8 protein-coding genes and 1 pseudogene are annotated in these 12158 nt (G+C 35.4%); 4 read left to right on the top strand and 5 right to left on the bottom strand.

The window, feature by feature from the left end; genetic code table 11:
- Nucleotides 1-56 precede the first annotated feature (56 nt).
- The 4 genes from OOK85_RS03835 to OOK85_RS03820 all read left to right on the top strand — a co-directional run bounded on the left by OOK85_RS03835 (nt 57) and on the right by OOK85_RS03820 (nt 6308).
- Nucleotides 57-809: an IS5 family transposase gene (locus tag OOK85_RS03835; protein WP_264702164.1), complete on the top strand. Its 753-nt coding sequence runs from the start codon at nt 57-59 to the stop codon at nt 807-809.
- Between the two features lie 392 nt (nt 810-1201).
- On the top strand, nt 1202-1705 hold the full coding sequence (locus OOK85_RS03830) for a protein-disulfide reductase DsbD domain-containing protein (RefSeq protein WP_264702162.1): 504 nt from the start codon (nt 1202-1204) through the stop codon (nt 1703-1705).
- A 246-nt stretch (nt 1706-1951) separates the two neighbouring features.
- Complete coding sequence (locus tag OOK85_RS03825) at nt 1952-3295, top strand: alanine/glycine:cation symporter family protein (RefSeq protein WP_264702160.1); 1344 nt, start codon at nt 1952-1954, stop codon at nt 3293-3295.
- Nucleotides 3296-3641: 346 nt separating this feature from the next.
- Nucleotides 3642-6308, top strand: coding sequence for a hypothetical protein (locus OOK85_RS03820; protein ID WP_264702158.1), 2667 nt, complete (start codon nt 3642-3644; stop codon nt 6306-6308).
- Here the strand turns inward: OOK85_RS03820 and OOK85_RS03815 are convergent.
- The 5 genes and pseudogenes from OOK85_RS03815 to OOK85_RS03795 all read right to left on the bottom strand — a co-directional run bounded on the left by OOK85_RS03815 (nt 6300) and on the right by OOK85_RS03795 (nt 12121).
- A complete protein-coding gene (locus tag OOK85_RS03815) occupies nt 6300-6896 on the bottom strand; it encodes a Maf family nucleotide pyrophosphatase (protein WP_007550161.1) in 597 nt (198 codons plus the stop codon). The genes OOK85_RS03820 and OOK85_RS03815 overlap by 9 nt on opposite strands.
- Nucleotides 6874-7137 carry a translation initiation factor IF-1 gene (gene infA, locus OOK85_RS03810; protein WP_264702155.1) on the bottom strand — a complete coding sequence of 88 codons (264 nt, stop codon included), beginning with the start codon at nt 7135-7137 and terminating at the stop codon, nt 6874-6876. Before infA ends, OOK85_RS03815 begins: the two co-directional genes overlap by 23 nt.
- 155 nt (nt 7138-7292) lie before the next feature.
- Entirely contained in the window at nt 7293-9761 is a 2469-nt protein-coding gene (locus tag OOK85_RS03805; protein WP_264702153.1) for a coiled-coil domain-containing protein, read from the bottom strand.
- A gap of 251 nt (nt 9762-10012) precedes the next feature.
- Nucleotides 10013-10740 (bottom strand): annotated as a pseudogene (locus tag OOK85_RS03800) (IS5 family transposase).
- 103 nt (nt 10741-10843) lie between these two features.
- Nucleotides 10844-12121, bottom strand: coding sequence for an adenylosuccinate synthase (locus OOK85_RS03795; protein ID WP_264702151.1), 1278 nt, complete (start codon nt 12119-12121; stop codon nt 10844-10846).
- Between the last annotated feature and the right edge of the window lie 37 nt (nt 12122-12158).

The following is a 12158-nucleotide window of genomic DNA, read 5'->3' as shown; positions in this document are numbered from 1 at the left end:
AAGAGAGAAAAAGATGGTAGTTTAGCCTAATAGGTAAAAAATGGAGAAACTACCATATGCAATATTACATCAAAGAGGAAAATTGGAAACAAATTTTAGAGTTCATAAAAAGCGTAAAAGGAATGCACAGCAAAGATGAAAAACGTTTAAGAATATTCATAGAGGCAGTGTGGTACATAGTGCGAAGTGGTTGCCAATGGAGACTTTTACCAAAAACTTATGGTAATTACAGGAGTATACATAAGCGATTTAAAAGATGGTGTGAAAGAGATGTCTGGAAAAAATTGCTTGAATATACTAAACAAGAGCCTGATTTAGAAGTTGCTATAATCGACGGTACGATCATCCGAGGCCATCCATGTTCATCTGGATATACAAAAAACTCCAAGGATCAAGAAGCTTTAGGGAGGAGCAAAGGTGGCTTTACAACTAAAATACATGCGCTTGTCGATGCACTTGGAAATCCACTTAAATTTACTCTGACTCCTGGTCAAAGAAATGAAATTACGCAGGCACAAGTGTTGACCGAAAGTATCTATAACTCTACTGTAGTAGCTGACAAGGGCTACGATAGCAATGCCTTTGTTACAAGTCTTGAAGACAAGGGATGTACAGTAGTTATTCCGCCAAAACGGAATCGAAAAGTGCAAAGGTATTACGATGAGCATATCTACAAAGAACGTCATTTGATTGAGTGTTTTTTTGGTAAAATTAAAAATTTTAGGCGCATTTTTTCCAGATTTGATAAAACTGCTGAGGTTTTTATGGGTTTTCTCAATTTTGTTGGAGCTCTTGTATGGCTTCTCTAAAATTTTGTCCACAGAGCCTAGTAATATAGAGAATGCTGTATTTAAGCTATAAAAACAAATTTACCAAGCTTTGAAATGTTAATTACATGGAGAAGTATGTATGACAAACACCAAGTTAGAGAGAAGCCGGATGTGGTGAAAGTCACAAGTCCGGTTTTGAAGTCGAGTGGGGAGAGGTGACTTTCTCCACTTAGATAACTGGAATGAATCGCGGTATCTCGGCATAGATTCCGCTAACAAGTAGCGGAATGACGAATTTGTCGTTTTTCAGATTGTCGTAAGTCAGTTTAGCTATAGCATAATGCTATATTAATAAATAATCTATATAATACTATTAAATATAATAATTAAAATCTAAATCACTTTCTCTGTAAAAGGAGAAATTTACCTTAATGAAAATATATATATATTTAATATTGTTTTTATTTTTTTCTTGCGCTCAACTATATGCTGACGAGGAAATTGCAAAATTTGATTTACTTATTGGCGAGATAAATGAAGCAAGCTTCACTCTTAAAGGTGCAATAAAGGTTACAGTAGAACCAGGCTGGCACATATATTATAAAGATCCTGGAGATTTTGGCCTTCCCACGTCTATTAGTTACAAAGGTAATGCATCAGATATAAATATTCACTGGCCTATTCCAAAGGAACATAAAGATAAAGTAGGGAGAGAGACGTTTGTAAGTAACGTATATGAGGATATGGTATTATTTCTCTTTAAGATGAATATATTTTTAAATCAAGGGTATATTGACCTTAACTTCCATATAAATTATGCGATATGTAAAGATAGGTGCATCCCTAAAAATGTTGAGATAAAAATCAGGCAACCATTAAAGAATTTTATAGATTCTGATATCAATAAACTTATAAATGAGTGGTATGAAAAATAGAGTTCTCATGGGGTAGGTGTCATTCCAGCGCGTGACGCTGGAATCTAGCTATGGTCAAACCCACATCTGTACAAACTTGTGGTATAAGGGAATTCCTCTAAAATGGCGTCATCCAAGTAGCTGACACTGGGATGACAAGAAAAGGTTTCTAGAATGACGGAAACGAATTCATACATAGAAAATAGGTTAGGTATTTTCAATTTTTGTATGTATACTTAAGTCAAAACACTCACTTTTAGTATGTAAATGGGTATAGTAAAGTTTGTTTTATTACTGCCAACAATATTACTCATGCCAGTTGCTGGTGTTTACCTATCGATTAAACTAAAATGGCTACAGGTATTGAGATTACCATACGCCCTTTCACTCCTTGGAGCTAAAAAAGGAGAAAATAAATTTTCTTCTATAGCCGCTCTGTTTACAATTTTAGGAGGAAATTTAGGAGTAGGAAACATTTCAGGAACTGCTGTTGCTCTAAAAACCGGAGGACCGGGCTCTATTTTGTGGATGGCGATAATTATTGTTATCACTTCTGTGATAAAATATGTCACTTGTTATCTAAGTATAAAAACCAGAAAGGAAAAGAACGGACGGTTTATAGGTGGCCCTGTAGCCTACATGGCTGATGCATTTAATTCTAGAAAAGCTACAATTGTGTTTCTGGTTGTTATGATGATGGTTTCAATAACAGTTGGTAACCTTGTTCAGGTAAATTCTCTATCAATACCACTTAACATGATAGATGTGCCTGTAGTCATTGGTGGCATTGTAATGGCCATAATATTTTTTGTTGTTGCAGTTCTCAGCTTAAAAAAGATTAAAATTTTTATATCGGCTATGATACCGATAATGACGGTAAGTTACCTCACACTTTGCGGTATCATATTATTTAAATTTAGTGAAAATATTCTTCCTTCTCTAAAATTAATAACAGGCAGTTTTTTTACAACCAGTAGCTTTAACTCTGGTTTATCTCTAGGTTTGATTCTAGAAATGTTGACTATTATTCAAGTCGGAACTTTGCGAGGTATTTTTGCAACAGATATAGGGCTTGGCCTTGAAGGAATCGTACATTCTTCAATTGTTCCTAAGAAAAATAATAATAAATTTATTATTGAGCAGAGTCTAATTACGATAATATCGCCTTTTATAGTTGCGTTTATAGTGTTTATTACAACAATGGTACTGCTTGTCACAGATTCTTGGATTACTGATTTAGAGAGCACTAACATGTGCATATTTGCTTTTAGAAAGGCAATGAATTGGCCTTATATTGACTATTTAATTATGGCCATAATGTTTTGTTTTGCTTTTACTACTATTTTTACTTGGTTTTTTTGCTCAAAACAGACAATACGCTATGTGTCTATGGATAATAAATACACTAAAATCTGGATTGTAATTTTTACCATGATCATTCCGCTTGGTGCGATAGGTAAAGTCCGGTTGCTATGGGATGTTGCTGATATCTCGATTGCTGCTTTGTTGTTTATCAACATACTCGCTATACTCAAGCTAACCTCTCAAGATCCAGAAGTGTTTACTATGAGTAGCAGATATTTGAGGTTGCAAAAACAGAGCTATAGCTAAAGCAATTTAGGCTATGCAGCTGTTGTGATATAAGAGTGATTTCCGCCAAGAAGGATGTCATCCCAGTGCCCAGACACTGGGATCCAGGAATCTTGATTGGCACTAAGTTAGTGAGCATAAAAGTAGCTAATCTTATGTTAAAACACAACATTTTTGATGGGGTTCGTGAAAGGCTGGATTCCAGACTGGAATGACAACTTAAATCGTTTGATGTTACCATAAAATAGCTTGTGTCATCACATTAGTAACACAACCTTCCTTAATAAAAATTCAACCAATGCTTGTGATAATTATATTAGCTAGTATTAGCTAGAACTAAAGGCAGAGGGTTATTAGTGAGGGGTATATGAACACTAACGATACACAACAAGAACACATTTATAATGAGCGCATTCAAGAAATTTTTCCTTTATTTGATAAAATAAAAAAGGAAGACGACCCAATTTATAATGCTAGAGTTGATTTTAACACAGTAAAGTTTTTAACAAAACACGCCAACTGGAATTGGGACGAAGAAGAAAACAAAGATAAAACATATGGAGTTATTCTTCAGAAATGCGACAAGACAAAGAAAGCTGGACAAGAGCTTGAAAGTGAAGTTAAAGAAAGGTTGAAAGAGTATGTTGATGATGTTGCAGGAGTTTCAATATACGGTAATCACGCAAGTATTACGCTGGGAGATAACAAAAAAGAGTTTAAAATCAGCGAATTTTTAAACAGTGATTTTTGTCAGAAGAATGGAATCTCGGGGTTTTCAACATTGCATAGTGATGGAAAGAGCGGAATGCACGGTTTTGTTGCCGAGGAAGGAGAGAAAAAAATAAGACATTATGTCGTAACCGATGGTTCATATGAAATGACGCTAAATTGGTATGTGAATGGGGAAAAGTGTACTATTAAAGTTAATATTGATAAAGAAGGTGTAAAACTTATTGAAGGTAATGGCGTTACTGAAGATCAGCTAAAAGCAAATAAAGACGTAAAAATAGGTGGTTTATTCTTGCATGAAATAGAATTCAGGGAAAAAGGAAAAGTGAATGAGGTGCAACATAATAAAGACAGTAACGAGCTATCATCTGAAACTACAACAAGAATTGATGTTAATAGAGGTGTTAGCGTTCAAGCTACTGATATAACTCAAAAAAAAGAAGACCACCATTCACATTTTGGACTACAATCTAACAGCAGAAGGCAGTCTTACGATAGCGGAATTGGAAAAGATTTTGACGATAAAATTAATTCTCAGGAGGCTAAAGAAAAGCGTGAGCTTAGACAAGCAGCACGAGAAGCAAATTCGGGAGGTCAAGTTTATAACCTACAATCGCTTTTTGAGGAGAATCCTCAGAACAAAAAAACTCCTCCGCCACTTCCACCTAGAACTAGTTCACTACCACCTGAAAAAGGTGTTTTCGATGAGCAAGGGGGAGCCAAATCTGGAAGCCAAAAACCAGATGACTTGCGCGAAAATGAGCAAACACCTAATAATCAGCAAAAAGGTGCAACTTCTGATTCTTCAGATAGTTCTACTTTCACCAAGTCTGTAAGCCAAGATAATAGGCAAGAAGATGAACGTTATGACAATCCTACATTTGGACATGCTGTACCTGGAAGCCAAAAACCAGATAGAAGTGAGCAAACACCTAATGATCAGCAACAACCTAAAACCCAGCAACAAGAAGGAAATAGCAAAGGCGATCTGTTACAAGACATCAGAAATTTCAAGAAAAACAACTTACGGCACATTGATGTTGATGATAGAAAAGCATCAATTGCAGGAAGTAGAAAAAATAACCCATCACCGTTAGAGACATTAAAGGACAGAATTCCTTATTCATCTTCTCCAGATAACAGTGATAACCAAGATGCTAGTGATGCTAAGTGGAAAGAAAGTGAACAGCCGCTCTCTGCTACAGCACTCAATAATAAAAGTGACTCGGGCTATTCATCTCCAACTCATGCCAATCATGAACAATCTCAAGTAAATCCTGAACAGTTAAAGAAGAGCTTAGAGAACATTGAACAAAGTGATCAAACTCCACCTAAAAATCTTCTTAAAGAAATCAGAGATAGATCACAGCAGGATAATAGAGGATTAAGGCAAGTTGATCCTACTGATAAACTGTCACAAGATAAAGAAGATGGATTGCAAAAAGACGATTTAGCAGATGTAAAAATAGTGGAAGGTCCAACTGTTAGTGTCTCTGCTTCAACACCAAATAGTATAAGTGATTCAGGCTATATATCTCCAACTAATAGTGATAGTAAATCTCAAACAGATTTAAAACAGGTAGGAAGGAAATTAGAAGAACATATTAGACAAAGTAACCTAACTCTATTTGAAGAACTTAAAAATACATTAGGTCAAGAAAATCTCGGGTTAAAACCAGCTGATCAGAGTCAGATTAGCGAAGAAACTAAAAAACGCTTGAGAGAAGTTGGGTTGCTAAAAGACAGCTCAACAGACATAAAAACAAACGATTCGGGCTATTCATCTCCAACTCATGCCAATCATGAACAATCTCAAGTAAATCCTGAACAGTTAAAGAAGAGCTTAGAAAACATTGAACCAAAAGAAATCGGAGATACGAGTGAGTTAAAAGGAGCATTGGGAAACCCGGATAAAGGGTTAAGAGAACCGGCACAACAGGCTACTAAAGAAAATATTCCTAAAGATTCATTCTCAGAAAGCATTTTAGAAAAGATAGGAGAAGGTAAACAATATGACCCTATACGTAAGTGGTTAGAAAAAACAGTGGCAGAACGAGAAAATAATGACACTAATCCAACTGTAGATAAAAATAGCGAACTATATAAATTACTAGAGAAAGATGAAGCACAACTGAAAGCTGGAGTAATAGAAGAAGAAAGAGGAGATACTTTAACAGAACACACTGATGGTTATGATCGCAATAGAATTGCATTAGCTAACAGAAATAAAAGACCACTAGATTGGGCTAAACAGGTTGCTGAGTCACAACAAAAAAAAGATACTAATAAAGGTATTTCAATATAAATTGAAGTTAAAATAATTGCTTAGCAAACAATAGGTTTCATGTAATGGTAACCCTATAACGGAAGAGTAGGAGCCGCGTAAGAACAATACGAACACTCCAGCTAGGCCTTGTATATTGCATCCCCCTGCCCTATTTTTCCACTCTTCTGATGCTAAATAATACTTAATTTCTTGTTCACTGAGACGTTTAAATTTCACTATTGTAACCACAGTCCTGATATGTTGTTTAGATTGATCGGGAGTTAATAGACATACACTGGTGTATACTCTATGCCTTCTTCCTGATAACAAGCGGATACATTTTTCTGCTTGCTCAACGTTTTCAGCTTTGAGCAATATCCTTCTACCACAAGCAACAACTGTATCAACACCAAGCACAAAGTAATTTGGATTTGAGCTTTGTATTTTCTCCGCTTTACTTTTTGCCATACGGATTGAGTAATCCTTCGGAAGTTCCTTTTTTAAAGGGGCTTCATCTATGTCTGCTGGCAAAATTAAACCTGGCTCAATGTTTATTTGTTTTAGTAAAGCTATACGCCTTTTCGATGATGAAGCAAGAATAAGATTATTTAGAGATCGTTCTGTCACTTGTACCTTTAAGCCTTCTAATGATCCTACCCTTTCTCGCATTCCTATCGTAAATGCTCATCTCAACTAACACCCTATCCCCTATAATGATGCGTATTTTACTTCTTCTCACTTTCCCTGATACATGACAGATAATCTCATGTTCATTGTCTAGTTTCACTCTAAATTCTGCTGCAGGTAGTAAAGCAGTTACTGCCCCTTCCACTTCAAAAATTGTTTTCGATTTATCGTCTTTTATCATATGTTATATTATAATTTAATAATCTTTTTTAGTCTACTATAGATTTTAAATTATTATCAACACAAAAGACCTTTTGCGCCCCACTTAAGTTGCAACTTAACCCCAACCATCTTCACAATAATGCTTTCGAACCTGCATTTTTCACTTTCTCCAACCTAACCGAAAGAAGGCGAGCTACCTACGTTTCTACTCTTTTCCACCTCCACCTCCTCAAACAAACTCATAGGACTTTTGGAAGGTAAAACATTACCACACTTTTCCTCATCGCTACCATATCCGTCATCAATGCTTAAAGATCTGAGTAATGTTGTCTTCTCTCTCAGTGGAACATAAGACTCATTATCAAGGCTTAAAGATTTGGATAACCCGCTCTTCTTTTGTGGAGCATTACCAGACTCATTAGAAATTTCTCCCGTTAATTGATTGTTGAAGCTCCTTTGTTCATCAGCACGAATTTTTTCTTCCAGTCCATCAAGCATTCCTACCAATTCATCACCCCATTCATTTTCTTCTTCTAATAATTGTTTACACTTTTCTTTCTCACGCTCTAGCTCGTTTCTTAACTCTTCGACTTTATCTTCATCTTTAGTGAGTTCAAGTGTAAGCACCTTATCTCCTGGAAATTCCTCGTACTCGTTTTCTAGCTCTTCAATGTTGAGTTTTAGTCTCTCTTCTCCAAGTGTATCTTGTAAATCGCTATCCTGCCTATCTGATTCTTTAATCTTTTGCTCAATTTCTACTTGTACCTTATATTCCTGATCTAATTCTCTTAGCTGATCTTTCAAGCGCTCTTTCTGCTGGGGTCGTTCAACCATTATCTGTTCCGCATCTTCTCGTGCTTGATTTAGCTCTTTTTCCAAATTCTTCTTTCCTGCATTAACAATTTTCAGCTCTTCCTTTAGCTTTCTTTTTTCTTCATATACACCTTTAAGTTCTTGTGCTTTCCCTTGTAGCTCTTTTAACACACCTGCTAATTCTTCATTTTTTTGTGCCAGTTCAGTTTGCAATTCCGTGTTTTTTTGCTCCTCTTTTTCAAACCTGTCTTGTAAATCGCTATTCTGCTTCTCTAACTTTACAATTGTTTGATTAGCTTCTGCTTGGGTTGTTTCTAGTTTCTCCTGTAGTCGCTGATTTTCTTGTATTAATTCATGGTGCTTTTTATTTATCACTTGCAACCCTGCTTCTATTTCTCGCTTCAATTCAACAGCTTCTTTTTTCAAATTTGACATTTCTTGCTTCAATTCAACGTTTTTTTCGGACAGCATCTGATTATTTAAAATCAATTCATCCATTTGTTGTGAAGCAAATTCTGTCTGAGTTCCAGTGTGCTGTAAATTGACTTCCGTTTTAGTTTCGATTTGTTGTGAAGCAACTTCTGTTTGAGTTTCAGTGTGTTGTAAATTGACTTCCGTTTGAGTTGATGCATTGCTATTAATAGAAGGAGGAAGGCTATTGTCAGCATCAACTTTAGGGTCTAATTCCCCCTCTGGTTCCTTATCTTGATAGGCCGTTATAGATTCATTTTGAAAATTATTATTAGCAGTAGGCACAACATCAGCAGCCTTACCCTTTTCTAGTACAGCATCATATAAGGAGAGACTTTGAATATATAATTCATCATTTTGCTTTATCAATTCTAAGATCTCCTCCGATAGCACAAAATCTTCATCATTAAATTTTAGTACTTCAGTTATGCCATCGCTACTCACATTCATAATCATGGTACACATTTCGGATCCATCCTTTACAGGCCAAGTGCTTGTCATTTTATAATATGCGCCCTCTTTAAATTTATAATGTCTTTCCTTACCTTTCCGATGAGCGTGTATTTCATGTTTTTTATTGCAATAGATATTCAATTCTTTAATATCTTTCTCTTGCCGTAAAATATCACTAATCCTGGTTGGCTCACTTCTATTGTAATTAATAAGATTGATATTCAAAACTCTATGAGCGTTATCAGTTTCTGTGTAATAAGCTCGAAGCTCTACGCCTTTCTCTCCAAGATATTTACTTGCAGCTTCTTTTCCCTGCTCTGCCAACTTTATACATTTATCTATATCTTCCTTAAAGCTCTTATTAGCAGACTCTGTTACTGCTTTATCTATGTACGTTTGTTTAAAATCTCTATCGTTTATTAGGTCATAAAAACTCCACTCATCTCTATAAGCCTTCTGTATAGCAGTGAGGTCTCTTTCTTCTTTCAAAAGCATTAAGAAGCCTACCTTGTCTTCTAGGTTTTTTAGTTTAAAGCCTGTTATTATCTTCTCTAATTGAGAATCAAATTCTTCATTGGCAAAATTTTCAGCAAGATTATTTAAATTTTTTAACTCTTTGTATAATTTATTATTTTCTGCAATTGAGCGGCAGAACTTTATTATAGCAGAGTCCTTAGTGAAAGAATTGTCTTTTTCCATTTTATTGATACGGTCCTTGAGGGATGTAAAATGCGATTCAAGCCATGACGAATATAGATCGTATTCATAAGATGCCAACAAGCAATGTATTGCATTCCAAGCACATGATGCTACCCTTATAACTGATTCAACATCATAATTCTCTGACTGATTACTTGTTTTTCCTGCCTCTGCTGTTTTTTCTTCCTTAGCCAAACTTCCAGTCATAATACGCCTCCTTAACTATATTTATATTATACCAATTAACATATATTAAAAGAAATCAAACTGTATAACCTCGTCCTACACTAACTTTTATGATTACTTAATTGTGTAAAAATAACTGCAAGTGTTAAAATTGAGCTTTTATTTTTCATTATACATTTCTTACTACATGTTTATACTGCTGTCTTGCATAATAGACTATTCGAAGTTACACAAGTATTTTTTTTATTAGATAAGAGTTAGTAAGAGCCTGTTCATAATTTTTTCAGAAGTAAGGCAGTGAAAGCCAGAACTACCATTTGTAGGCTAGTATTGAGTTTTCGCTCACAATTTTTCCACAATCTTCTACATTTTTCTAACCAAGCAAAAGATCGCTCCACAACCCATCTTTTGGGCAATACAACAAAGGAACGTAATTCATTTCTTTTGATCACTTCAACGGTTGCACCAATAATCGTTTTTATTTGAGTTACAAAATTCTCTCCAGTATAGCCTGCATCAACCAGTACATTTTTAACTCCCGAGAGGTTTTCTTTTGCATTTTCGACCATTCTCACAGCACTGCTACGGTCAGTTATCTCTGCTGTTGTTGTATAAATTGCATGCTTGCGTATCTACTGCAATACGGCCCTGAAATCTTCTTGCCTGCATCATAGCTTCAGCAGTATCTGCATTTTTTATACTCTGTGCATCAATTATGCAGAAGCTTTTCCGACCATTGTTTTGTCGCAATTATTTTTTTTAATACCAGCTCCAGAACACTTTCTTTATTTGCATCTGGTTTTTCACTCCACTTCTTAAAATAGTCGTAACAATTGCGCCATTTTGGGAACTCTTTTGATACCATTCTCCACTGGCAACCACTTTTTAACACGTATAACACTCCACAAAATACATCATGTAAATCAAGTGTTCTTGGTTTTGTCTTCTTTCTGCAAGATTCCAGATCTGCTACAATAACCTCAAACTTTTCTCGACTTATGTCACTTGGTTATAAACTTCGCATATCCTACTTTATATACTTTATCCTCTCACTTTATCTCTTTTTTGAGATTACGTACAGGCTCTAAGATACAAAGACGTTTTCAGAAATCTTTAAGCTTAATAACATCCTCTCTCTTTGGACTAGTTGAGATTAGATGAATTGGTACACCTATTAATTTTTCTAACCTGTCTATATATTTTATTAAATTAGTAGGCAATGCTTTAATCAACCTTTTACCTTGAGTGTTTTCTTTCCAGCCAGGAAATTCTTCATACACTGGCTCTAGTTCTTCTTGTATTGAATGTGATGCGGGTAAATAATCATACATTTTTCCGCTATACTTGTAACCAGTGCATATTTTAATTGTATCAAAAGAATCAAGCACATCTAATTTGGTTAATACAATGCTTGAAACTCCAGAGAGTTGTACGGCCTGGCGCACTAAAACTGCATCGAACCATCCGCAACGCCTTCTCCTATTGCTCACTGTTCCAAGTTCCTTGCCTATAGTAAATAAGCTGTCCCCCACTTCGTTCTTTTGCTCAGTAGGGAATGGACCATTGCCCACTCTTGTTGTATAAGCTTTTACCACACCAATAATGTAAGCATTGGAGGATAATCCTGAGCCTGTTATTGCTTGCGATGCTACGGTATTACTTGAAGTAACAAAAGGGTAAGTTCCGTGGTCGATATCTAAAAATGTACCTTGGGCGCCTTCAAATATTATTTTCTTACCTTCTTTCATCAAGTCATTTAATATCTTCCATACAGGTTTTTTATATGAAAGAATTTTTTCTGAAATCTCTTGAATTTCCTTTAATATTTCTTCTTTTTTAACCACCTGGTAGTTAAGGCCTTTCCTGATAGCATTGTGGTAATTCAAAAGAGTATCTACTCTTTTATTGAGCTCATCTGCGTTTTCTAAGTCACAAAGGCGTATAGCCCTCCTCCCAACTTTATCTTCATAACATGGTCCTATCCCTTTATTTGTTGTACCAATTTTGTGATTTCCGTTTAAATCTTCAAATAGCTTTTCCTTGTCCTTATGTACGCTAAGTATTAATGGACAGCTCTCGGATACCATCAAGTTGTTATAGTTTATGTCCACTCCTTTAACTTTCAATGACTCTATTTCTGAGACTAGAGCATGCGAATCAAGAGCAACACCGTTTCCTATAATAGATATTTTGCCCGTTCTCAAAACAGCAGAGGGCAGTAAATTTAATTTATAAACCTCATCATCTATTACTATAGTGTGCCCTGCATTATTTCCTCCCTGAAATCTCACAACTGCATCTGCATTTTCAGAAAGATAATCTACTATTTTACCCTTGCCTTCGTCACCCCATTGCAGACCAACAATTACAATGTTATTCATCATTATTTTCTAAATTAATACATAAATATTAATGCAG

This window comes from Wolbachia endosymbiont (group A) of Volucella inflata, assembly GCF_947250665.1.
GTDB classification, from domain to species: Bacteria; Pseudomonadota; Alphaproteobacteria; order Rickettsiales; family Anaplasmataceae; genus Wolbachia; species Wolbachia pipientis.
This window is presented reverse-complemented; position numbering and strand designations above follow the sequence as displayed.

Excerpts from the sequence above, each read along its gene's own strand:
- OOK85_RS03795 (WP_264702151.1), bottom strand. The coding sequence starts at position 12,121 with ATGAATAACATTGTAATTGTTGGTCTGCAATGGGGTGACGAAGGCAAG.
- OOK85_RS03820 (WP_264702158.1), top strand. The coding sequence starts at position 3,642 with ATGAACACTAACGATACACAACAAGAACACATTTATAATGAGCGCATT.
- OOK85_RS03825 (WP_264702160.1), top strand. The coding sequence starts at position 1,952 with ATGGGTATAGTAAAGTTTGTTTTATTACTGCCAACAATATTACTCATG.
- OOK85_RS03835 (WP_264702164.1), top strand. The coding sequence starts at position 57 with ATGCAATATTACATCAAAGAGGAAAATTGGAAACAAATTTTAGAGTTC.
- infA (WP_264702155.1), bottom strand. The coding sequence starts at position 7,137 with ATGATAAAAGACGATAAATCGAAAACAATTTTTGAAGTGGAAGGGGCA.
- OOK85_RS03805 (WP_264702153.1), bottom strand. The coding sequence starts at position 9,761 with ATGACTGGAAGTTTGGCTAAGGAAGAAAAAACAGCAGAGGCAGGAAAA.
- OOK85_RS03830 (WP_264702162.1), top strand. The coding sequence starts at position 1,202 with ATGAAAATATATATATATTTAATATTGTTTTTATTTTTTTCTTGCGCT.